This window comes from Anaerobacillus alkalidiazotrophicus, from assembly GCF_001866055.1.
Genome location: NZ_MLQS01000031.1, coordinates 17,293 through 41,069, shown reverse-complemented (window position 1 = coordinate 41,069; position 23,777 = coordinate 17,293). Strand labels below are relative to the sequence as shown.

22 protein-coding genes are annotated in these 23,777 nt (G+C 33.7%); 2 read left to right on the top strand and 20 right to left on the bottom strand.

The annotated features are described in order from the left end of the window. Positions 1–81: 81 nt before the first annotated feature. Entirely contained in the window at positions 82–1,302 is a 1,221-nt protein-coding gene (gene ylbJ, locus BKP45_RS19345; RefSeq protein WP_139193864.1) for a sporulation integral membrane protein YlbJ, read from the top strand. Positions 1,303–1,660: 358 nt separating this feature from the next. Here the strand turns inward: ylbJ and coaD are convergent, their stop codons facing one another. The 15 genes from coaD to BKP45_RS19270 form a co-directional block, all read right to left on the bottom strand. After that, complete coding sequence (coaD, locus tag BKP45_RS19340; protein ID WP_071309873.1) at positions 1,661–2,149, bottom strand: pantetheine-phosphate adenylyltransferase; 489 nt, start codon at positions 2,147–2,149, stop codon at positions 1,661–1,663. A gap of 166 nt (positions 2,150–2,315) precedes the next feature. Further along, positions 2,316–2,867: a 16S rRNA (guanine(966)-N(2))-methyltransferase RsmD gene (gene rsmD / locus BKP45_RS19335; RefSeq protein WP_071390818.1), complete on the bottom strand. Its 552-nt coding sequence runs from the start codon at positions 2,865–2,867 to the stop codon at positions 2,316–2,318. A gap of 637 nt (positions 2,868–3,504) precedes the next feature. Further along, on the bottom strand, positions 3,505–3,780 hold the full coding sequence (locus BKP45_RS19330) for a YlbG family protein (RefSeq protein WP_071390817.1): 276 nt from the start codon (positions 3,778–3,780) through the stop codon (positions 3,505–3,507). An 82-nt stretch (positions 3,781–3,862) separates the two neighbouring features. Further along, a complete protein-coding gene (locus BKP45_RS19325; RefSeq protein ID WP_071390816.1) occupies positions 3,863–4,303 on the bottom strand; it encodes a YlbF family regulator in 441 nt (146 codons plus the stop codon). 57 nt (positions 4,304–4,360) lie between these two features. Further along, positions 4,361–5,323, bottom strand: coding sequence for a UV DNA damage repair endonuclease UvsE (gene uvsE / locus BKP45_RS19320; protein ID WP_071390815.1), 963 nt, complete (start codon positions 5,321–5,323; stop codon positions 4,361–4,363). A gap of 37 nt (positions 5,324–5,360) precedes the next feature. Next, entirely contained in the window at positions 5,361–7,055 is a 1,695-nt protein-coding gene (locus BKP45_RS19315; RefSeq protein WP_071390814.1) for a hypothetical protein, read from the bottom strand. Next, complete coding sequence (locus tag BKP45_RS19310) at positions 7,037–8,701, bottom strand: DNA repair helicase XPB (protein ID WP_071390813.1); 1,665 nt, start codon at positions 8,699–8,701, stop codon at positions 7,037–7,039. The genes BKP45_RS19315 and BKP45_RS19310 overlap by 19 nt, the downstream gene beginning before the upstream one ends. A 24-nt stretch (positions 8,702–8,725) precedes the next feature. After that, on the bottom strand, positions 8,726–9,139 hold the full coding sequence (locus tag BKP45_RS19305; protein ID WP_071390812.1) for a hypothetical protein: 414 nt from the start codon (positions 9,137–9,139) through the stop codon (positions 8,726–8,728). Positions 9,140–9,261: 122 nt separating this feature from the next. Then, on the bottom strand, positions 9,262–9,501 hold the full coding sequence (locus BKP45_RS19300; protein ID WP_071390811.1) for a YlbE-like family protein: 240 nt from the start codon (positions 9,499–9,501) through the stop codon (positions 9,262–9,264). Positions 9,502–9,579: 78 nt separating this feature from the next. Further along, complete coding sequence (gene ylbD, locus BKP45_RS19295) at positions 9,580–10,059, bottom strand: spore coat protein YlbD (RefSeq protein ID WP_071390810.1); 480 nt, start codon at positions 10,057–10,059, stop codon at positions 9,580–9,582. A 114-nt stretch (positions 10,060–10,173) separates the two neighbouring features. Further along, the gene (locus tag BKP45_RS19290; RefSeq protein ID WP_245747562.1) at positions 10,174–11,259 is read right to left on the bottom strand and encodes a CAP domain-containing protein; all 1,086 of its coding nucleotides are present in this window, start codon (positions 11,257–11,259) and stop codon (positions 10,174–10,176) included. A gap of 321 nt (positions 11,260–11,580) precedes the next feature. Further along, the gene (locus tag BKP45_RS19285) at positions 11,581–12,009 is read right to left on the bottom strand and encodes a CBS domain-containing protein (protein WP_071309883.1); all 429 of its coding nucleotides are present in this window, start codon (positions 12,007–12,009) and stop codon (positions 11,581–11,583) included. A 92-nt stretch (positions 12,010–12,101) separates the two neighbouring features. Continuing rightward, complete coding sequence (locus BKP45_RS19280) at positions 12,102–12,728, bottom strand: CAP domain-containing protein (RefSeq protein WP_071390809.1); 627 nt, start codon at positions 12,726–12,728, stop codon at positions 12,102–12,104. A gap of 111 nt (positions 12,729–12,839) precedes the next feature. Then, on the bottom strand, positions 12,840–14,009 hold the full coding sequence (locus BKP45_RS19275; protein ID WP_071390808.1) for an alanyl-tRNA editing protein: 1,170 nt from the start codon (positions 14,007–14,009) through the stop codon (positions 12,840–12,842). Between the two features lie 153 nt (positions 14,010–14,162). Continuing rightward, positions 14,163–14,507 carry an Asp23/Gls24 family envelope stress response protein gene (locus tag BKP45_RS19270; RefSeq protein WP_071390807.1) on the bottom strand — a complete coding sequence of 115 codons (345 nt, stop codon included), beginning with the start codon at positions 14,505–14,507 and terminating at the stop codon, positions 14,163–14,165. Between the two features lie 141 nt (positions 14,508–14,648). Here BKP45_RS19270 and ytvI point away from each other — a divergent pair, with 141 nt between their 5' ends. Beyond that, on the top strand, positions 14,649–15,707 hold the full coding sequence (gene ytvI, locus BKP45_RS19265) for a sporulation integral membrane protein YtvI (RefSeq protein WP_071390806.1): 1,059 nt from the start codon (positions 14,649–14,651) through the stop codon (positions 15,705–15,707). A 198-nt stretch (positions 15,708–15,905) separates the two neighbouring features. Here the strand turns inward: ytvI and BKP45_RS19260 are convergent, their stop codons facing one another. From BKP45_RS19260 to glsA, 5 genes are all read right to left on the bottom strand, one after another. After that, positions 15,906–16,358, bottom strand: a complete 453-nt coding sequence (locus BKP45_RS19260) for a DUF420 domain-containing protein (protein WP_071390805.1) — start codon at positions 16,356–16,358, stop codon at positions 15,906–15,908. Positions 16,359–16,746: 388 nt separating this feature from the next. Next, entirely contained in the window at positions 16,747–17,688 is a 942-nt protein-coding gene (gene cyoE / locus BKP45_RS19255) for a heme o synthase (protein ID WP_407639607.1), read from the bottom strand. A gap of 480 nt (positions 17,689–18,168) precedes the next feature. Beyond that, positions 18,169–21,621 carry a pyruvate carboxylase gene (pyc, locus tag BKP45_RS19250; RefSeq protein WP_071390803.1) on the bottom strand — a complete coding sequence of 1,151 codons (3,453 nt, stop codon included), beginning with the start codon at positions 21,619–21,621 and terminating at the stop codon, positions 18,169–18,171. A 315-nt stretch (positions 21,622–21,936) separates the two neighbouring features. Next, a complete protein-coding gene (locus tag BKP45_RS19245) occupies positions 21,937–22,221 on the bottom strand; it encodes a YlaN family protein (RefSeq protein WP_071390802.1) in 285 nt (94 codons plus the stop codon). Positions 22,222–22,585: 364 nt separating this feature from the next. Further along, positions 22,586–23,518, bottom strand: a complete 933-nt coding sequence (glsA, locus tag BKP45_RS19240) for a glutaminase A (protein WP_071390801.1) — start codon at positions 23,516–23,518, stop codon at positions 22,586–22,588. Positions 23,519–23,777 lie beyond the last annotated feature (259 nt).

Here is a 23,777-nt window from a genome sequence, read left to right as displayed (position 1 = left end):
ATATGGTCTAAATTAATCTCCTATACGTATATTGAATAATAGGACATGTACGAACGTAAAAAATAAAGGGAGGCAAGGCCGTTGAACGCCTCAAAGTTAAAAACTATTATCCTAGCAATGAGTGCATCCATTATGGCTGCGTCTTTAATGGCTTTTCCAAAAGAATCATTAGAAGCATCCATTCGAGGACTTACCATGTGGTGGGATGTGGTTTTCCCATCTTTACTACCTTTTTTTATTGTTTCAGAATTTTTAATAGGCTTTGGAGTAGTTAGCTTTATCGGGAGCTTACTCGAGCCTCTAATGCGTCCTCTTTTTAGAGTTCCAGGTGTAGGAGGGTTTGTTTGGGCCATGGGCCTAGCGTCAGGTTACCCTGCTGGTGCAAAACTGACAGCTAGACTTAGACAGGAAAATAAACTTACAGCCATTGAAGCAGAGAGACTAGTATCGTTTACAAATTCATCAAACCCATTGTTCATTTTTGGCGCGATAGCCGTTGGTTTTTTTAAAAACCCTGCTTTAGGGATTTTATTAGCAATTTCTCACTATTTAGGCAACTTCTGCGTAGGTCTATTAATGAGGTTTCATGGCAGAAGTAAAGAAAAAAAAATTACGAAACAAACAGCCAATAAACATCCTTTGAGGACTGCTTTCCATTTACTACATCAAGAACGTTTAAAAGACGGACGACCAATCGGCAAAATTTTAGGGGATGCGGTTCAATCATCCGTTTCCACCTTATTAATGATTGGTGGTTTTATCATCTTATTTTCTGTACTTAATCAGTTACTATCACTGTTGGATATTACAGCATTTTTATCAATATTCATTACCGTTATTTTTACTTTTTTCCAACTTCCAAGCGAACTTAGCTTACCGTTTATTTCAGGTATTTTTGAAATCACATTAGGAAGTCAAATGTCTAGCCAAACAACGCAAGCAACACTTTTTCAGCAAGTAGTTGTTACAAGTTTCATTTTAGCTTTTAGTGGTTTTTCTGTTCAAGCGCAAGTTGCGAGTATTCTTGCTGAAACAGATATTCGTTTTAAACCTTTTTTTATCGCAAGGCTGTTCCATGGGACTTTTGCTGCTTTTTTCACGGTTATGTTATGGGAAACATTATATGTCAATCAACAAGCTAAACTAGATAGTCATGCAATCCCTGTTTTCCTACAAACAGAAACGTATTCATCCTTAAATAAAGGTTGGGAGTTAATCGTCCAATATGGTTCACTATTTACCCTGTTTATGTTAATGGTTTATATCCTGCTTACCGGTAAAAAATTACTACAAAAAGTATAGTCAATCTCACTATGATAAAAGAGGCGTTCTTCACCTTCCGATAAGGTATGAAGCGAACGACCTCGTGGGAGCTTCACAAGACAACTTTCCCACTTTAGAATTTAACTTCCTTAGGGGCGTAAAAAAGCAGGCAAAATTTTCTATAATAAATTCCGCCTGCTTTTTTATAATATTTTTTATAATAAATTTAGCACTTTACTCGGTTATCTAAATTTATAGTATCCCACTCTAAAAGGTAGAATATGCCCCACCTCAAAACGAAGACACCAATTCCTTTAGGTGAGGAAATAACTAACCTAAAGGTCGGACAAGTTAAACTACCAATTAGTGACGGATAATGGAATCTTCACTTACTAAATTATTTTATAGTTATGTATTTTTCCTTCAACGCATTTTCAACAACCTCAGGAACTAAGTCTCCTACCGGTGCATGATACTTTGCAATCTCTTTAACGATACTTGAACTTAAATACGAGTATTTGTTATTAGTCATCATGAAAAAAGTTTCAACACTCTTATCGAGCTGTCTATTAATTGAAGCCATTTGCATTTCATATTCAAAGTCAGAAACAGCCCGTAACCCTTTAATGATCGCACTAGCTTCCTTCTCCTTAACATAATCAATTAAAAGACCGTAGAAAGAATCGACCTCTACATTCTCAATATCCTTAGTCACTTCTTTCAATAACTGTACTCTTTCATCTACCGTAAATAACGGTTGTTTACTACGATTATTTAGTACAGCTACAATTACTTTATCGAAAACCTTTGCACCTCTGGTTATAATATCTAGGTGCCCCAGTGTAACCGGGTCAAAACTCCCAGGACATACTGCAATACTAGCCATCTTAGTAACCCCTTTATATTATTTTATCTGTTATTTAATATTTGACCTTTTAAGGCAGTTCTCCTCCACCTAAGTTCCCATTTCTTTCATAAGTTTTGAGGCGAGACTTCCAACGCAATAAAATTTGGCTGCAAATAAATTAGTATTATAAACTACATGGCCAAACTTACATCATTTTATAGATAGTAATACCTGTGTCTCCATAATGCTCCTGTCGATAACATGAGAGATTATCAATTGATGAACTAATAGATACATTAGCATCATGTTCAGTAACAATGATCCCGTCCTGAGATAATAAATCATTTTTGACAATAAAGTCGATTTCATCTTCTAGACGTTGCTTCGCATAAGGGGGATCTAGGAAGATGAGGTCAAACTTTAGTTTTCTTTTGGCGATTGCCTTCAGCGCTCTCATAGATTCATTTCGATAAACCTCTACTTTATCTTCAAACCGACAATTTTTTAAGTTAAGCTTAATAATTTCAACTGCTTTTGGATTATGATCAACAAAAATAACGTTATCAATCCCACGACTTAGTGCTTCAATTCCTAATCCACCACTACCTGCATATAAATCAAGAGCCTGTCCACCTTTAAAGTAAGGGCCTATGATATTAAAAATAGATTCTTTCACTTTGTCTGTGGTAGGCCTCGTCAAGGTTCCAGGAACCGCTTTTAAAGGTCTTCCTTTACATGTACCAGATATTACTCTCAATGAAATTCACACACCTTATACACTTACGTTTTACCATATCTTTCCCCATCCTAACATAAAAGATGAAAAAGCTTAACAAAATTTTAATCATTTGCGTTGAACAGTACGAAACAGAAACAACATTATGTAGCTCATATTTGGAATTATGATATACACTCAATTGAAAGAAAATTGCAAATAAATTTATTGGAGGTATATAACAATTCCTATTGGTCATAATAAAATTAGCAACGTGATTAACTCATGTTGCTGACAACCGCGGAGAAGACTTACGTTTCCCCATAAGTTCTTCCTCCGGTTTCTCCTCTCCCATAGCCTTGTGCAAAAACAAAATTCAATAGCTGTTTTTTGTTTTGCCATTAGGCACCTCGTAGGTAATCCTACGAGGATTTTTTTATATAATCAGAATTTATAAATTCCTAACTTGGGAACTGTCTAGCTTCAGCGCCTATCGCTCGTGACCAAGGCGCTTGCGCTTTTCTTGTAAGATAGGAAAGCATAAAATTTTTGAAGTTGGAAAGGTGTTTAGCTCTCAAGCATTAAACGTAAAAAATAGTTAGATAGGTGATAACACCTACGCCAACTGCTAAACAAATAGAGACTGCCACTACTTCTGGCCAGTCTCTTTTCTAATATATTAAATACCCATTTTATAATCGTATTCTTTTGCTTTATCAGGTCGGGCATTTTGAAACTCAGTTTTTAAATATGGCCGCATCGATTTACTAACTAATTTAACATAATGGAGCGACTGAAGACGTTCAATCGTATCATCGATTGTCGACTCATCACAATATAAAACAACATACTTCATGCGTTTAGATGCATAGTGCACATTTCCATATTTTCTCATTTGCCTTACGTATTTTAATGAGTGTAGCCAGACTGCTAGACCGATTCGGTTTCCTGTCATTTCCATTACTCCTTTTTTTCACATCAACCAATTTTAGTCTAACATGACTCCTTTATTACTTCAACATTATCTTACATATTTCCTACTTACAACCACAACTACCACCTGCGCCACAACCACCTCCACAAGACATCGAGTCAAAAAATGGGTTTCCTGTAGGCACTTTTATTTTATCTGAAACAGCATGCGCGATTATCAAACTAATTTCATTTAATAGCTCCTCAAGCTGCTTTTCAGCTTTTTTAAAGCTTGCAATTGGATCGTATAAGTCTAATTTCCGTTTCATTTCTCGTACTTCTTTTGATACATTGGCGTAATCTGGATGATACTTACCAAAGCGTTGTACTTCTTCAAATTTATCTTTTAGCTTATTAAACTCCCAGATCATTTCTTCTGCAGTAAAATCCATTTGGAGAGCTTTTTTTGTTGATTTGTACTTGTGATACTGTTCTGATTGTAAGATCATATCTGCTAAAGTCATTGAGTCAGTAATTATTTCTGTATGTGTAGCAACTTTTAACATAACAACCCTCCTCAAAGATTAGATTATAACACGTTTCATAATTGAAAGCGAATAAGACTACATCTTAATACAAGCTTGGTTTATTAATGTACAATCATCACGCTCTTCTAGGTCTTTCATCAATTGTATAAGTGCTTCATCTTTCTTCTTCGCTTCAATCATTACATCGATGTGTTCTACACTTCCTTTTATCTCATTTAAAAATCTCATTAATCTTTCTATATTAATATAATCGTGATGACGTTTGTCATTTTCATTTTCTTTTGGTGAAGATATATGAATTTTTAAAGGAAGTGGGCTATGTTCCCAAGTTTGAACAACACGGTCCCAAATTTCAAGGAAAGAAAAAGATTCTGGTTGATTGATATCATGATGATGAAGATCTAACACAACAGGGATTTGCAATTTCTCACCTAAGTACAGAGCATCTTCTATATGATAAACGGTATCATCATTTTCAATGATAAGCATCTGTTGCAAAATTTTAGGTATTTTTTCGAAGTTTTGTATAAAATCTTCTAAGCCGTTAACTTTCCCATCTTTTGCTCCACCTATGTGAAGAACACAACGATGAACAGGGTTAATATTCATGCCCTTTAATAATTTATAGTGATATAGTAATGTTTCGAGAGACCGTTTCAGAAGCTCCTCATCTAAATTATTAAGTACAACAAAATGGTCAGGATGAAAATCTAACCTCATATCATATTTATGTACAAAGTCACCTAATTCTTTTAACATTGGTAGTATGGCTTTTTCAAATTTCCATCCTTGTGTATTAGGGTGGTTAACTAATGGGACAAGCTTTGAAGATAAGCGAAAAAAGGTAATATCTAGAGATAAATTATGTTTTAGTAGCCGTATACAATTTTCAAGGTTTGATATCGCAATTCTTTCTAGTTTTCGAATGGCTGCATCTTTATCTTTAATTTGTTCAAATTGCTTTACAGTCATTGTTTGGGATGGCGAAGCATTTTTTAATTGCACACTCATTGCTACATATCCAAATCTTACGTACACATCAAAAACCACCTTTTAATAATAAGTGTATCTCTAATCAAAGTTCTAGTGGATGGACAATTGCTAGTTTAGAAATAGAAGAAAGGCTTACATAATCATTTGCATTTGATTTAATTTCATAAGCTCCATTCTTGATACAAAGTTTCATTGGAAATAGTTTTATTTTATCCTCATTTGTTAATTGTATTTGTATTGGTAATTGTAAAACGATCGCTTGTTTTACAATCCTTTGTAAAACTCTTTCTTCGTAAGCAGTTAATCTAAACCATTGCTTAGGTAATTTCTCTATTTCAGGTAGGGTAGTATTCATTTGTGGAAATTCATTTATTATAACCAACTCTTTTTTCTCACTATATGTTGGTTTTCTTTTATTTAAATTCACAATCATTACCGATAATTCTTTTAATAAATTTTCAAATTTCACTTCCAAATCCTTTTCTATAAGGATCCCCTCTTTAGTTAAAAGGATCCAATCAGACCATTTTTTTGTAATATAACTCTGATAGAGCTTTTCGGTTACCGCATAAAAGATAATATTTTCCTTTTTGTTCACTAGTTTCTCTTTTTCTTTCCATTCCACAAAAAAACGTCTCCAGCTTTCAACTGTCATTTTTGGTAGATACTTTTGTAAACACTTAACGAGAACTTCAATATCCCTTTCTTCTTGTAAGGAATGACGTATTGTTTCTTTATTAAAAATAATTTCAGCCATTGACTCCCAATTTCGAATTTCCCCCCAATAACAAAATGTCCAAAGGTCACTGTTATTTACGTAAATAGGTATAAGAAACTGCAGTATTCCACTTTCGATCCCCTTCAAATCACTATTATGACCGATGTCATCATTTGACAAATATATTTCACCGTCATCAACCGTAATAACCTGAAATAACTTTAACTGCTCTATCACATCATAAATGCTATCATCAATTTGAATATCACTTTGTTTTAAGTATGAAACTATTTCACGAATAGGGATACCTTTCTCGTTAGGATAACGAAAGATAACCCAGTTTATAAACATTGCACTAAATGGATTTTTAAGTATTGACATAATGAAAAAATGAGCAATTTTCTGCTTAATCTCCACATTTGCTTGTTTAAAAAAACGTGTACAACTATCTTCTATAATGAAGTACTGATTATTTCCTTTTTTCACTAAACATTCATCCTCAATAAAACCAAGTAGTAGTGCCAAATCCACGCCTTTAAATTTTTGTTTTTGTAAGCTATGTAAGTCCGCTAACCGTTTCACCTTTTTTTCCTTGATCAATAATAACAATTCCAATATGTAATAAAGGTATTTTTTCGTACTTAAGGTACTTTTTGAATATACAATATCACCCGCGTTTTGGAATGTACTCTCAAAGTAACTTTCAACAACTTCAATTGGCATGACAAAGCTTTGTTCATGCTTTTTTATGTCAACTTTAAACAATAAACCTTTTTGGCGTAACAAAAGAAGAGCAAGCTTCTCTTCAGCTGTTTGCTCTTCTTTTTCGATAGTACACAAATATGCATTGTACTTATTGATGAAAGAAATCATATATTTCTTTTCAAGGTCACTACATGAATTTAACAATTTTCTTCTATATTCCTGATTCAGCAAACGTTGATCCAAGTTATTTGTTGTTGTAATTCCGATTAGAATTTCATCTTGCTTTTTAATTATATTGTTTTTAACACTACTACTTAATTGTTTTAAGCATTGTTCTAATGTAATGATAACCACTCTTCCACCTCATATGTGTATCCTTGCTCTAACATAAAAAGTTGACGTCGACTAGAGCATTCCTCTTCTTTCGTATTTCGCGTTACAATAGAATAAAAGTGAGCTTCGTTCGTGTTCTTTTTTGGCCGTAATACTCTACCGACTCGTTGCGCCTCTTCTTGTCTAGATCCAAATGCCCCGGATATTTGTATAGCTACTTGGGCATCTGGTAAATCTACAGCAAAATTTGCCACTTTGCTCACAATAAGTACAGGTATATCCCCACTACGGAAACTATCGTATAATATCTCTCTTTCCTTTTGTGGGGTCTTTCCAGTAACCATAGGTAAGTCAAGCACCTTAGCCACATTTGTTAGCTGATCAATATATTGTCCAATAATAATTGTTGGTTGTTCTTTGTGTTTTAATAACAATTTGTTAATAACTTTAATTTTTAACGGATTTATTGCTGCAATTTTAAATTGTTGTTGCTGGTTACTTATGACATATTTTTGTAATTCATCCTCAGAAAAATCAATTCGAATTTCTTTACATGCAGTTCGTGCAATCCAGCCATGATTTTCAAGGCCTTTCCACGCAACTTCATAATATTTTGGGCCAATTAGGCTATACACTTCCTCTTCTTTACCATCTTCTCGCACAAGAGTTGCTGTCAAACCTAGCCTACGTTTCCCTTGAATACTAGCTGTCGTCCGAAAAACTGGTGCTGGAAGGAGATGAACTTCATCATAAATGATTAATCCCCAATTCCGTTTATTAAATAAAGGTAAGTGAATAAACTCTCCTGTTTCATGATCTTTATAAACCATCATCTGGTAGGACGCAATTGTAATTGGTTTTACTTCTTTACGCGAACTGGAATAAACTCCAATATCAGCCTTAGAGATGTTGGTTTTTTCTATTAGCTCCCTCTGCCACTGTTTCATTGAAGTTTCACTAGATGTAATAATTAAAACTTCTTCTTTTACTTTTTCAATAATTCCTAAACCTACTATTGTTTTACCTGACCCACAAGGCATAACAACAATACCGTTTCCACCTATTTTCATCCCATCTTTATAGAAGTGCTTAACTGCTTCTTTTTGATAAGGACGTAAATTTATCGAATGTAACATGTCAATCTTTAAGTCCTCACCTTTATCAAACCCTATGGTATCATTAACAAAATATCCATTTGATAAGCATATAGATTTAATATTTCCTCGGTGCTGCTCATTAAAAACATATTGATTTTTTTTACTACCATATTTCTTTAGTAAAGATCTAAGACTTGAAGTTTGTAACAATAAATCTTCATCTTTTTGATAAGAAAAAGTGAGTACACAATCGTCATCTATTTTCTCTATACGAATGGAATTTGACCGATAATAATGATCTTCTACATACTTCACAACTTTTTGTGCTAATGGATATTTACAGTATTCATTCAAGAAATTAATAATTTCAGTAACTTGAAGTCCTTGGGACGCAGCTGACCAAATTGAATACGGAGATAGTTTATACGTATGCGTTGAAAGCGTTGCTTTCTCTAATGTTGCCATTTGCGATAATATAGGTTGAATGATTGGTAGTTGTTTATGGTTTGCTTCAACAATGATTGTTCCATCACTCTGAACAACTAATGGATTTTCATAATTAAAAAGCATCTCCTCGCCCCTCTTTCGACATATTTACAATGTTATTTCAAATTCTTCATGAACTCCATACGGCGTATAATCATTGTGTATGAGTTCTAGCCTTATTTTATACGTTCCACTAGGTAAGGATTTAATTACAAAAGATGATTGGAAAACAGAATCTACTTTATGCTCGTTAATGTAAAGCTGGATATGCCCCTCTCCTTCTTTTTTTATCGTTCCAATATCATCTTTATTAAATGAAAAATCTTTTACTTTACACTCAATATAAATATCTTTTTCTTTCAATTCATAATGAACACTAAATCGTTTATCCTCTTGATCTTTTTCTATTAAAAAGTGTTCATTTCCATTTTGAATAATATATTCCTGTGAAGAGTTATGCGATAAACTTTCGTATGTAAGCCCCCCCGCCACTACTAAAATTGCTAAAAATAAGTTAATCAAATACACCACTTCCTAAAAATTAATCATAGCTAAAGTTTTACCTAAATAGTTGCGATTATCCATTAAGAAATGGTATTTTACTATCCTTTAAATGATAAAGGTAAGTGAGCCCTTCACTTACCCTACTTTGACGCTCCAAATCCTCTTGCCATTTCTAAAAGCATCATTGCCATATTTAAATTTGAATGAAACCGTTCTAACTTTTGAGGAAAGGTTCTACCATAAAATTGTTTAACTTCGCTTTCAAGTTGAAGTAACGCTTGCGGATCTCTGGATAAATACCGATACCATACCGGATGAATTCTTACATATTGTTTTAATTCTGGGCGTTGGTTTAAATATAACCGTACTTCTTGTCTCATAACTATGACAGCCCCTTTTCTCAGATTACCTATTAATAAACGATCTAACCATATTTTTACGCTGAAAAATAAACCACTCTAAAAATGTCTGAAATTAAATGGATGTTGCCCTGGATGATTTTGCTGCATTTGCTCGCCATGTGAAGAATTCGATTGTTTGCTAGAGGAATTCGATTGAAATGATTGTAATAAACCTTGAATAGAAGCAACCATTCCACTAATGTTTTGGATATGGCCTTGAATATCATTTAAATTTACCGATTTTAACAGAGCTAATAAATCTCCTATTTGAGAGCCTTCCTTCTCAGGTTTATCTTCATTTTCTGTCTCAGTTTTTGCTTCATCTTCAACTTCGTCTTTTATTTCCGCTGTATCCTCATCTGTGGTTTTTTTATACTTTTCCCAAAGTTGATCTTTTTCACCTAGAATGGTCCATTCCTCATAAAAATCCTGTAGCGACTTCTTCCCTTTTTTCACTTCTTTTAACAGTAATGGATGTTTCTTTACAAATTGTTTAAACTGTTGGACAGATGGATGTAATTTCTTTGTTTTACTCAAAAGGGACACCTCCTCTTTTGCAATTACAGTTGCTCTATTACATCATACAAATGTGCCCAACGATATGTGCGCCCATTTTTTAGGCTGAAGAACAAGTACCTTTTTAGGATAGTATTACCATGGTGTCATAAAATTTTGAGTATAATACCGTTCATAAACACCCACACCTAGATGGGTAAAATCCTCATGAAGCAAATTTACCCGATGGCCTTCACTATTTAACCAACCTTCAACAGCAGCGATAGCATCAATATAATTAGCCGCTATGTTTTCTCCAGCCAACTGAAATAATATTCCCTGCTTTTTCAACCGGTCTTTCAACTCTCCCTCATTTGGTGAAGTATGGGAGAAAAAGTCATTTTTTTTCATATCCTTACTATGGTTATAAGCAACAATCGCAGTTTCATCATCCCATCTCAATTTTGTAAGATTATTCCTTTTTCTAATTTCATTAGTTATCTGCAAAATTTGTAAAGCTGAACCTACTTCTACTTCTCTCCATTCGTCTGATGTTAATGGTTCAGGTTCGATTAACTCTCCACGATAAACAACAGAATATGGTCGGTGTTTTACAAGAGCAGTTGCATCAAGATAACGAATACTAGACAACTGATTGGTAAATAAGTCAAAATACAACTGTATGAAAATTCCATCTACTGAAATTAATGGCCTTGTTCGTAATTCTTCATCTGTTAATGAAAATTGATAAGAGTTGTTCATTATATTTAAAGAAACCTCTTTGGTAAATGGAACGATGGACTCTAGTTCACTATAAGATACATTTAATCGATAGGGAGCAGTAGGTAACTCTTCTCCAATCCCGTAAATAGTAACTACTTTTTCGTTCTCAATACCTACTTGTAAATACCCTGTTGAATAGACTTTCGGATAAATCCACCATTCATAACCATAAGAAGATAAGTCGGTCCGTTCTGGTTCCCCATATTTTTCTAAAATGAAGTTACTACCTTTTCCAATTAACGTATGTAATCCATTTTCTTCAAGAATCTTAGGATAACTAGCTATTTGATTGGTCGTACTACTGACTTCAAAATTTTTATCTACGACCGCAACACTATTACTCTCTTCCATATATTGATCCTTATCGTTACCTAGAAGGTTGTCCACTAAAAAAGAAAAATAAAATGTTATTCCTATAAAAGAAACTATAATAACAATGCCAAATCCTAATTTTTTCATAAAACTCTCCTTTCACATTTACATTTCGTTTATATCTTAAATAATTAGCGGTTTTTTATAGCCCTTTTCCGCAAACTTTTTGTTCTAAAAATATCTTCTTCTTTTATATCTATTTTCCTGTTAAATGATTATGACAAATTATTATAGAAATTCTAAACTTTCGTCATAGAAAGTTAATACGTCTCGTTGGAGTGCTAAAAATTGTATATATACGCCTCTTTGTAATAAATATTGTTAGGTTAGATGTAGGGGCTATCTCAAGGTATATCGTAAAAAAAGTCTGCTAATCCTTATTTTGGGATTAACAGACTTTAAAAAATATTAATGATGAACTTGAGGACTTTCAGAGATCTCAGATAAGGCATAGCCAGCTTCATCATCAGTACCATCATGTATCGCTAAATCACCTAATGAGCATATCCCTACAAGACGATTATTTTCAACGATTGGAAGTCGTCTAATTTGATGTTTAGCCATTAAATTAGCAGCATCATCAATACTCATTCCCGGATCTGCAGTAATTAAGTTTTCACTCATAATATCCGTTACTCTAGTAGAGTTTGGACGTTTTTCTGCAACTCCTCTAATTACAATATCTCTATCCGTAATCATTCCTAGTAAATGTTCATTTTCACAAATAGGAATTGCACCTACATCTAACTGTTTCATTTTCACAGCAACTTCATACACATTATCTAAAGGTGTACAAAAATCAACATCTGTTGTCATTACATCACGAATATGTTCCAAAATATTACCTCCTTTTAAAAATTCAGTTATAGTATGTCCATTTGCATTAACATTATCATTTAGTTAACTAAAATATTTTAAAAAGTATTTATTCATTGAATAAACATTTGCGTCCAATAATGTCTACCAGTTCCTCCTTTTGCGTAACCTACTCCAATTGTCGTCATTTCTTTATTTAAAATATTTTGTCGGTGACCTGGGCTGTTCATCCAGCTTTTTAATACAACATCTGGAGTCGTTTGCCCTTGAGCAATATTTTCCGCTCCACCATCAAATGTAATGCCAAAATCTCTAATCATATCAAATGGAGAGCCATAAGTAGGAGAAACATGTGAAAAATAATCATTATCTCTCATATCATTTGATTTATTTCGAGCAACTCGAGACAATTCCAAATTAGGTTTTAGTGGAGCCAAGCCAAATTTTGCTCGTTCTTGATTAGTTAACTGGATTACTTTATGTTCAATTTTTTTAATCTGATCATAATAGGGAATCTTTAGCCTCTGATTTGGATAAATCAAATTTGGATTTGAAATTTGTGGATTTAATTCTATTAGTTCAGTTAAGCCAACGTCAAAAAGCATAGAAATATTCCATAATGAATTTCCAGGTTGTACAATATAGGTTTTAGTATTATCCTCAGCAAAGGAAGCACTTGGAATAAAAATAAAAAAGAAAAGTATAAAAATAACAAAAACAACGCCATTTTTTCTTCTCAATTCTATCTCCTCCTAACATAACTCATTCAAGAATAGTTTGACCCAAAAAGAAAAAAGTTCATCATTTCCTGATGAACTTTTTTCTATGTTCCACTTCAACCCTAAAGCAATTTACGTTAATATTTTTAATTGTTTTTTTATTGTTTCCCAAGTTTCCGTGTCTATATTGCCTGTCCATTGCCCGAAAACAGGGTTACCGCCACCATTTCCACCTATCAAATCCTTTAATGTTTGAATACATGTTGATACATTAAATAATTGTGATGATGAAGAGGCAAAGATCCATGTTTTTTGGTTTTGATTCTGAAAAAACACAACTTTATCTCCTGATTCAATAATAATTTTTGCTAAGTCTTTCATTTCTTGAATTGGTTTTTCTTCCCACGATACTTCAATAACATTTGCCTTTGCCTTGTCCATCAATATCTTCGCCTCATGATGCAAGTCTCTTTCATATAGCTTTTGATAATTTTTCTTTAGCAATTGGTACTTTTGATAAAATTCAAGAAACCTATCTTTTACTGTTAAAGGAGACACATTTAACTTTTTACTAACTTCATAAACCGATTTTGTAACTTCTTGAAAATATTTAGTAGCCCTTAAGCCACAAATAAAAGTTAAACGGATACGTTGTTTGTATTTTTCCCAACCAAGGATTTTTATCATATTAATTTCACCTAACATACTTACATGAGTACCGCAGCATGTTGACGAATCTATTCCTTCGATTTCAATAAACCGGACGAACTCGGGTCTTTCTTTAAGTTTAATTAGACGATCATCATCGACTTCATCATACGGCAGTATATAATTTTCAACGGAACGGTTTTCACTTATGTAATGAGCTATCTTATTTTCTACCGTATCAATTTGTTCATTACTCAATTCTGTTGTTGCTAAATCGATCGTACAAACATCTTTCCCTAAATGAAAGGATACCGTTTTAATTTGATATAGCTCAACCCATACTGCCGATAAAAGGTGTTGACCAGTATGTTGCTGCATATGATCAAACCTTCGCTTATAATCAACCGTTAATTTTACCCTCGTTTTCTCAAAGTACTCATTTACCTTATGATATAATCCATTATCAAAGTATTGGACTTCTAATACAGGAATATTATCAATAAAACCTACATCATAAGGTTGTCCACCACTTTCTGGGTAAAAAATCGTTTGATCAAGCTTCACCCAGTACTCATCATTGATAATTTTAGTATTTTGAACTAAAGCCGTACATTCCTTCAGATAAGGATCAACTTCATAAATTCTTTTTGTCATCAATTTCATCCTCTTATAAAATTTCATCGTATAAAAATAAATCAAATTGAAATTAAGCTTATCGTTTTCATACTATCACATTTATTGGAAATTAGCTTGTTTATATTCAAAGTTAACGAAAAATAAAAGCGAATGAGTAAATGCCCAAACGCTTCATTCATCTATAATGATCCCATCTACAAGTACATTTACTTCTGATACTGTAAATCCAGTAAATAACTCGACATGATTTTTTACCACGCTTTGCAGTTCATAAATTGTATCCGGTATATTTTTTCCTAACCTAATGCTTACCTTTAATTGCACAGAAACCTCTTCTTTGGTCGTTTTAATATTAATATTACTCGGGTTTCCTATAATTGTATCAAGCAACTTGCTTCTAATCGTAGTTGAACTACACTCAACTCCATCAATTTCCGAAAAAGCAATACTTGTTATATATTTAATTACATCATCAAAAATATACAAGTCCCCTTTATCGAGATGTTTTTGTAACATCATAAATCACTCCTTTTCGTTTTGGAGTCAAAAACAATACATTTCAATTACATTCTTGTTCATTGATACATAATTCATTGTAATTCTAAGCGAATACATACTATAATAGTTATATGGTGTCCACAATGAGAGGAGTTTGAAATGTCTGCAATATTTTCCAAAAAGAACCTTATAATCATTACTACAATAATAATAATTATCATATTAGGGTATTTTATATTACCTGTATCAATGCCTATAATAGCTGCACTAATTACTGCGATGCTTCTTACTCCTATAGTTCGTGTAATACAAAAGGGAACGAAAGTGAAAAGAAACTTAGCAGTTTTTATAGTCTTTATGATATTTCTATGCTTTATAGGCTTGATTGGTTACTTTATAACTACAAAAGCTATAACACAAGCGGATTATTTTGTTAAAAATTTACCTTCATATATTACGGAAATTAATTATGCATGGATGGATATGCAAAGCAATTTAAATGATAAGTTTGAAGACCTACCTACTGAACTTGTTCGCGAAATTGATAGCTATGTTCAAGACACTCTAAGTGGTTTAAGAAGCACTGTAAGTAGCCGAAACTTCTTTAGCGATATAACATCAATTCTAACGAAGATACCTAGTTACTTAGTAACCTTTCTCGTTTACCTTATAGCTCTCTATCTATTTTTATTAGAACTTCCAAAGATAAAGGAGAAAATATTCACACATTTATCTGAAAAAACAAAAGATAAAGTTCAGTTTATGTCATCTAGACTTTCCTTTGTTATTTTCGGCTTTATCAAAGCCCAATTTTTGGTTAGTATTATTATTTTTATCGTTTCTCTAATTGGACTTTTATTAATTGTTCCTGAAGTAGCCTTATTAATGGCTTTTATCATATGGATCATTGATTTCATTCCAATTATTGGTTCTATAGCGATTTTAGCCCCCTGGGCAATTTACCATTTAATTGCAGGTAATATGGCAATAGCAACGAAATTACTTGTATTAGCTGGTATTTTATTAATTATTAGAAGAACGGTAGAACCTAAAGTTATGGGGCAACAAATTGGTCTTTCTCCATTAGCAACATTAATTGCCATGTATATTGGATTAATGCTTTTAGGAGTCATTGGTTTTATCGTCGGTCCTCTAGTGGTAATCCTCTTTACATCAGCGAAAGAAGCTGGAATAATAAAAGCTAACTTTAAAATTTAATTTTAGAAAGAAAGAAGAGCGCAAGGCGTATGGAGCTAGACGCCGTTACTACTTTTAAATTAGAAATTTATAAATTCTGATTATGTTAGAAAAACTTGGCTTATCGCCAAGTCCTATAGCGAAGTTAAACTTTCTTAAAGTACAAAGATAAACTGGTGGCCTAATAGGCCACCAGTTTTATATTACCTATGATATAAATTAAAAACCCCAGATAGCTCGAAACACATTTGTTACTTCTCCCGGTGGATAAATAACGTAAAGCAGTAAATACACGATAATTCCTGTTGATGCACCACAAAACCAAATGATGGATGTAATCGGCCCTAATTTTCGGTGTAGCCTCATATTGTTTTTGTACCCTGATACTAGAGTTATAATTCCTAACACCGCAGCTGACATTGCCAATATAATATGAAAAATTAAGAAAAGAGTATAGTATATCTTTACCTCCTCTGGTCCACCAAAAGCTGTACTTCCAACAAGTATCGTTTTTGAAACATAAGTAACAAAAAATATCGTTGCGAATAATGCACCTAGAAACATCATTTTCTTATGTAATTCTTTATTGCCATTTGCGACCACAAACCATCCAACTGCTACAAAAATTGCACTAATTGCAATAAAAATTGCATTTATTAAAGCTATATTCATGCATAGATCTCCTTTCTAATGTTATTTCTTTTTACTAAATCCCACTAACAAATAATGCAGAACTAATCATCAGCTTTCTCTAATGATTAGTTATTCTATATTGGACCTTTAGGAGGAGTTAATCACCCACCTCAACTTTTCGATTTTCTTTAGCTTTGAGGTGGGATTCTTACTGCCCCTTAAGAGCGGGATAAAATATAGCAGTAAGAGATTTCCCTTCATCCCCTACTGCTTGTTGTGTTTTAGCTTTATCCGAATTTTTAAAGATTGCAGATTATCTTCTACCTAAAACACTTCGATTTAAGAGAATTTTACGAACCATTACACTCCAAATTGAAAAATAATCCCCCTAAGAGTATTTAGCACTTATTACTTATAATTATAGAATTTAAACAATGTGAAGAACAACCATTAATACAAAAATAATTGTTAAGTAATTCAATGAATAGACAAACATTAATTTAGCCCATTTCATATCATCTCTCATAAAAAAGCCTCTTATACCAAGTACAAGCCACCCAGCTCCTAACATGCCTGTAATAACAGTATAAACTGGACCAAACATAGGTGAAACCATCAATGAAACTGGAATAAGAATAGCAACATATAAAACCATCTGTCGTTTAGTAACTTGAAATCCCGATACTACAGGAAGCATAGGAATACCAGCTTTTCTGTACTCCTCACAACGTTTCATTGCTAACGCTAAAAAATGAGGTGGTTGCCAAATAAACATAATTAAAAACAATATCCAAGCAATCGGATGTAAACTCGGGTCTATAACCGCCCATCCTATAAGTGGCGGTACTGCTCCTGAAACACTACCAACAATAGTATTTAGTGATGTTGTTCTTTTTGTCCACATTGTGTAAATGACAACGTAAAAAACTAGACCAACTAAACCTAAAACCGCAGCTACTGATGTTGTTAATAATAATAAAACCATACCTAATGCCGATAATGCAAGGCCAAAGATCAAAACTTGATTATCTGAAATTTTCCCAGTGACTGTCGGTCGCCCGCTCGTTCGTTCCATTAAATGGTCTATATCTCTATCAATATAGTTATTTAAACTACATCCACCCGCCATAACTAGGGCAGACCCTAATAACCCCAAAATTACAAGATGTATATTTGAAATTAAAGAAATATCCGTATAATATGCAGCTAAATACAGTCCGGCAAAAGCTGTTATCATATTTGACATAACGATACCCATTTTTGTTAAAGAAAGAAAATCTCTCCATGTGCCATTGCCACTGCTGTTAGTTGTCGTTGGATGTTTTAGTACATTTGTACTTTCGAGAATAGTTTTGTTCAAATCATTCACCCCACATCTATTAATCTATTTAATTTATATACATTAAGTTTTTCAGCATATTATTTGTTACGCAAGAAGTAACTAACATATTCTTAGTGTAAATAAATTTATCAAACATATTATATACAAATACGCAGTGATTTTCATCACTTTTGTTTTTAACTACATTAAGATTATAACATTAGTATAGTGTTAATGAAATTATATTCACTTGCGATTTTTTGGAATCTTTATTTATCCCTCTCTTAAGGGGCAAGTAAAACCCCCATCTCAAAACTTAAGAAAATCGAAAAGTTTAGGTGGGGGATGAAGGAACCCCCCACTGATTGAAGTTCAGCTTTGACTGAGTAAATTTCATAATTACCAATAACGAACAGTTCACCAGTTAGAAATAGCGAGAATAATAAATATAAAATCATCAATCTGTTATTAATAGTCTAATACGAAACAAACCAAAAAATGCAAAGGCAATTGCCCTTGCATTTTTTATTAATTATTACTTAGGTCGATCAATAAATCTCCGGTTTGAATTGCTTCACCGCTATGAACATAGATGCGTTTCACAAAGCCGTCGAACGGTGCCTGTACGGTCGTCTCCATCTTCATCGCTTCTGTAATCATTAAATGATCACCTTTTTTTACTTTGTCTCCATTTTCAACTAATGTTTTAACTACTGTACCAGGCATAGTTGCCCCAATATGATTCGGGTTAGTTTTGTCAGCTTTCGTTTTTGCTACTATAGTAGTCTCTACATTTTGATCTTTAATAACTACTTCACGAGGTTGACCATTTAATTCAAAATAAATGACACGCGTACCGTCTTTTTGAGCTTCACCAATTGATACAAGTTTTACGATAAGAGTTTTCCCTTTTTCAATTTCTACCTCAACCTCTTCACCTAAACGAAGCCCATATAAAAACGTTGGTGTATCGATAACAGAAACATCCCCAAATGATTCGCAAAACCTTTGTTGCTCTAAATAAATTTTTGGATAAAGAGCATACGAAATGATATCAAAATCGGTAACTTGACGATTTAATATTCCGAATAACTCTTTCTTTAGTGCTTCAAAATCAACGGGTGGGAGTAATTCTCCTGGTCTTTCCGTAATGGCTTCTTGACCTTTAAGAATAATTTTTTGTAATTTCTCTGGAAAACCTTTGTAAGGTTGGCCTAAATACCCTTGGAAAAACTCAACAACCGAATCAGGGAAATCTAATGAGGCACCATGTTCCATTATTTCTTTTTCCGTTAAATTATTTTGAACCATAAATAATGCCATGTCTCCAACAATTTTCGACGAAGGGGTTACCTTTACAACATCACCGAACATATCATTTACAGTTCGATACATTTTTTTCACTTCATCCCATCTATCTTTTAAACCAACTGCTTTTGCTTGTTGTTGTAGGTTACTATATTGACCACCTGGCATTTCATGCTCATATACCTCAGAATGAGGAGCCATCATACCACTTTCAAAACCTTGATAGAATTTGCGAGTATCCTCCCAGAATATCCCTAATTTTTCAAGTGACTTAATATCAATATTTGGTTTTCTTTCGCTTCCTTCTAGAGCATAATATAAAGAATTTGCACTTGGTTGAGATGTAAGTCCTGCCATTGAACCAACTGCTACATCAACAATATCTACACCAGCTTCGATCGCCTTAGCATAAGTAAATATACCATTCCCACTCGTATCATGAGTATGTAGGTGTATCGGAATGTCAATGGTTTCTTTTAATGCAGAAACAAGGGTGTATGCCGCTTGAGGCTTTAATAACCCAGCCATATCTTTAATGCCTAAAATATGAGCACCAGATTGTTCTAACTCTTTTGCTAAGTTTTTATAATAATTCAAATCGTATTTCGAGCGATTAGGATTTAAGATGTCTCCTGTATAACACATTGTTGCCTCTGCAATCTTTCCAGATTCACGGACAGCATCAATCGTTAACGTCATACCTTTCACCCAGTTTAAACTATCGAAAATACGGAAAACGTCAATGCCTGCAACTGCAGACTTTTGAACAAACTCCTTAATTAAATTATCTGGATAGTTTGTATAACCCACAGCATTAGATGAACGTAATAACATTTGAAGTAGAAGGTTCGGCATTTGTTTCCTTAATGTCAATAATCTTTCCCATGGATCTTCATGTAAAAATCTCATTGCAACATCAAAGGTAGCCCCTCCCCACATTTCCGATGAAAATAGATTAGGAAGCATTCTTGATGTAGGTTCAGCAATTCGCTTTAAATCATGTGTTCTCACACGAGTCGCCAATAGGGATTGATGAGCATCACGAAATGTTGTATCTGTTAAAAGAACTTCCTTTTGTTCTTTTACCCATTTTGCAACACCTTCTGCCCCTCTTTCCTCTAATAGTTGTTTTGTACCATTCGGAATAGGATCTAACAGCCTTAATTTAGGAATTTGTGGATGATCAAATACTGGCTTCTTCTTCTTTTCTAACCCTGGATACCCATTTATTGTTGTTTCACCAATAAAGCTTAACATCTTCGTACCACGGTCTTTCCTCTTCGGAAAAACGAACAATTCAGGAGTAGTATCAATAAAAGATGTATTGTAATGACCGTTTAAAAACTTCTCATGCTGTACAACATTTTCTAAAAATGCAATATTTGTTTTGATACCTCGAATACGAAATTCCCGTAAATTTCTTAACATTTTCGATGCAGCATCTTCAAAGTTTAAGGCCCAAGTAGATAATTTAACTAAAAGTGAATCATAGTAAGGAGATATTACTGAACCTTGAAATCCATTACCTGCATCTAAACGAACACCAAAGCCCCCCCCTGAACGATAAACAGTAATTTTTCCAGTATCAGGCATAAAGTTATTACTTGGATCTTCCGTCGTTACCCGTGATTGAATGGCATATCCATGACACATTATTTTTTCCTGGATAGGTATATTCATGTTATTACCATGAAGTTCTTCTCCATCAGTAATAAAAATTTGTGATTGAACAATATCAATACCAGTAACCATTTCTGTAATTGTATGTTCTACTTGAACCCTAGGGTTTACTTCGATAAAATAAAATTCACCTGTTTCCGTTACTAAAAACTCAACAGTTCCTGCATTTATGTAATTGACATTTCTCATTAATTTTACTGCAGCTTTACAGATTTTAAGACGAACTTCTTCTGTTAGCGAAACACTTGGTGCAATTTCAACAACTTTTTGGTGTCTTCGTTGTACGGAACAATCACGATCATAAAGGTGGATAATATTCCCTTTTTCATCTCCTAAGATTTGAATTTCAATATGCTTTGGATTCTCAACAAACTTTTCAACATATACTTCATCATTACCAAAAGCAGATTTCGCCTCTGATTTTGCACGATCATACGCCTCTTTTAATTCGTCCTTAGTTCGAACAATTCTCATTCCTCGGCCACCACCGCCTAAGGAAGCTTTTATAATAAACGGAAATCCATGTTCATTGGCAAATAATTCAACATCGTTAACAGATTGAACCGGACCATCACTACCTGGAATAACTGGTAAACCTGCATTAATAGCTTGCTTTCTTGCTTGTACTTTATCACCAAACATATTTAAATGTTCAGATGTTGGACCGATGAATAGTAAGCCTTCTTCCTCACAGCGTTTTGCAAATTGAATATTTTCTGAAAGAAAACCATAACCTGGATGAATGGCATCAACGTCGTTTCGTTTAGCAATCTCAATAATACCCTCAATGTCTAAGTATGCATCGATTGGTTTTTTGCCTTCTCCAACTAAGTATGCTTCATCAGCTTTGTATCTGTGGTATGAACCAGTGTCTTCTTTTGAATAAATAGCCACTGTGCGTATATGTAGTTCTGTACATGCCCGGAAAATACGAATCGCTATTTCACCACGATTTGCTACCAATACTTTTTTGATTTTAGTCAACCTATTCATCAAACTCCTCCTTATTTAATAACTATCATATCATTATTTTTCTTTATAATAAAAGTAGTTTCATTATTAGTTAAGACCGAATTTTATAAAAGCTTAGAATGTTAATACTCTTACTTTTTTCCGTTTATTAGGTGGACTTTCACCACTTTACGAAAAGAACGTGCTCAAAAAAACTGAAACTAAACATCACACTAACTTCTCAAATTTGTTATAAATAAAATAAATAAAAAACGACCCATAGGAAGTATACATCTCCTTAAAAAGTAAGTTTTTGCTTTTCTTTTTAAGGAGAAAAGTTCTCCTAGAGTCGTCTTCTTATAATCTTTTTGTTGATGCTTCATGAAGAGTTGCAAGCTCTCGCTCGAGTTGTGCTAACAATTGCTTACCCACTTCTTCATCAATTAACTCTAGTCGAATGGCAAAGTCAATTTCCCTAGACAAACCAAACATTTGTGTATCTAACACCTCTTCATACAGAGGGCATTGAGGCATTGTTAAATTCGCCATTTGAACTTCAATGAGCTTTAATATTTTATTTGCATCCGCTTTTAGAAGGGCGTACGCTTTTTCATGATGTCCTTTTACCGCTTCATTAGACATTTCTTTCCCTCCCATACGAGTCACTGTCCCTTATTACCCTATGATAGCCTTAATAGTAAGAAAATGCAATATTTTAAAAGTTTTTATAGGAATTCAAGCTTAGAAATATTCTCTATTAACGGCTACAATACTATAAGTGCTATATTTAGAAAAGCGCAAGCGCCTTGGTCACGAGCAGCTGCTCCTGTGCCACTCCGTTTGCTCAAGAGCAAAGCAGCTTCGAAGTAATCCAAGTAGTAGCTTCACTGGGGCGGCCTTTGACAGAAGCCGCTCTTTGGCTTCCGAAAAGGCCTGAAGTGACCAAGCTCGTAGGCTGCTTGCGCTAGACAGTTTCTAAGTTAAAAATTTATAAATTCTTATTATATTAAAATATACTTAAATCGTACTTTATTGATAAACTTTCTAGCAATTTCATACCAGCATAACTATTACCACGCTCATCTAAAGCAGGTCCGTAAATTCCTATTCCAATTCCATGAGGAACAGCTCCCATAATTCCACCTGACACCCCACTTTTCGCTGGGATACCAACTCGAATCGCGAACTCACCTGAAGAATTATACATTCCACAAGTTACCATAAATGTATTCACTATTCTAACAATATGTTGTGGAATAACTTGTTTTCTTGTTTGGGGATTTCGACCTTCATTAGCAATGACATAACCTATTTTTGATAAATCATGGCAATTTACTAAAATAGCACATTGCTTTGTATATAATTCTAATAGCTCTTCAATATCGCCTTCAATAACTTTATGTTGTTTCATAAAGTAACATAAAGAACGGTTAAGAAAAGCTGTCTCAAATTCTGAATGCGCAACTCGGTTACAATAACCGATATCCGTATTACTTGTCATTTCATGAATAAGCGCTAAAATTCGTTCAAGCTTTTCATTTGTGTTTTTCCCAATAATCATATTAGTTACAGCTAAAGCACCTGCATTAATCATCGGGTTCAATGGTTTAGAGGGACTATTCGACTCTAATTTTGCGATCGAATTAAACGGATCACCTGTTGGTTCCATTCCAACTCTTGAAAAAACATATTCCTCTCCTCGATCCATAATTGCTAAAGCTAATGCTAATACTTTCGAAATACTTTGTAATGTAAATTTTTCCTCGATACACCCTGCCGCTATACATGAACCTTTACCTTTATAAATGGCTACAGAAAGAGCATTAGGGTCTGCTTCACCTAACACAGGAATATAATCTGCCACACGACCAAATTTCGTATACTTCTTTACTTCATCAACTAGTTCAGATAATGTTTTCTGGTATGTACATTCTGCCATTTTTCACACACTCCCTTTACCATCCTATCATTAGAATGAGCATCTCCTTTTAAAACATGAGAGCAAGTCAAAAAAAGCTGAACTTCAATCAGTGGGGGTTTTCCTTCACCCCCCATTGATTGTTAGTTCAACTTATACCACGGGAATAAGAATAACTAATCATCAGCTTTTTCCGATGAAAGTTATTCTATTTCGGACCTTTAGAAGCAGTTAATCCCCCACCTAAACTTCTCAATTTTCTTAAATTTTGAGGTTGGGG

What these genes read in the sequence shown, in the direction of transcription:
- BKP45_RS19325 (WP_071390816.1), bottom strand. Translation starts at nt 4,303, where the DNA reads ATGTTAAAAGTTGCTACACATACAGAAATAATTACTGACTCAATGACT.
- BKP45_RS19310 (WP_071390813.1), bottom strand. Translation starts at nt 8,701, where the DNA reads ATGCTTTTTAATTATGAAAATCCATTAGTTGTTCAGAGTGATGGAACA.
- BKP45_RS19330 (WP_071390817.1), bottom strand. Translation starts at nt 3,780, where the DNA reads ATGACAGGAAACCGAATCGGTCTAGCAGTCTGGCTACACTCATTAAAA.
- BKP45_RS19270 (WP_071390807.1), bottom strand. Translation starts at nt 14,507, where the DNA reads ATGTTACAAAAACATCTCGATAAAGGGGACTTGTATATTTTTGATGAT.
- ytvI (WP_071390806.1), top strand. Translation starts at nt 14,649, where the DNA reads ATGTCTGCAATATTTTCCAAAAAGAACCTTATAATCATTACTACAATA.
- glsA (WP_071390801.1), bottom strand. Translation starts at nt 23,518, where the DNA reads ATGGCAGAATGTACATACCAGAAAACATTATCTGAACTAGTTGATGAA.
- BKP45_RS19275 (WP_071390808.1), bottom strand. Translation starts at nt 14,009, where the DNA reads ATGACAAAAAGAATTTATGAAGTTGATCCTTATCTGAAGGAATGTACG.
- BKP45_RS19300 (WP_071390811.1), bottom strand. Translation starts at nt 9,501, where the DNA reads ATGAGACAAGAAGTACGGTTATATTTAAACCAACGCCCAGAATTAAAA.
- BKP45_RS19290 (WP_245747562.1), bottom strand. Translation starts at nt 11,259, where the DNA reads ATGAAAAAATTAGGATTTGGCATTGTTATTATAGTTTCTTTTATAGGA.
- BKP45_RS19245 (WP_071390802.1), bottom strand. Translation starts at nt 22,221, where the DNA reads ATGTCTAATGAAGCGGTAAAAGGACATCATGAAAAAGCGTACGCCCTT.
- pyc (WP_071390803.1), bottom strand. Translation starts at nt 21,621, where the DNA reads ATGAATAGGTTGACTAAAATCAAAAAAGTATTGGTAGCAAATCGTGGT.
- BKP45_RS19260 (WP_071390805.1), bottom strand. Translation starts at nt 16,358, where the DNA reads ATGAATATAGCTTTAATAAATGCAATTTTTATTGCAATTAGTGCAATT.
- coaD (WP_071309873.1), bottom strand. Translation starts at nt 2,149, where the DNA reads ATGGCTAGTATTGCAGTATGTCCTGGGAGTTTTGACCCGGTTACACTG.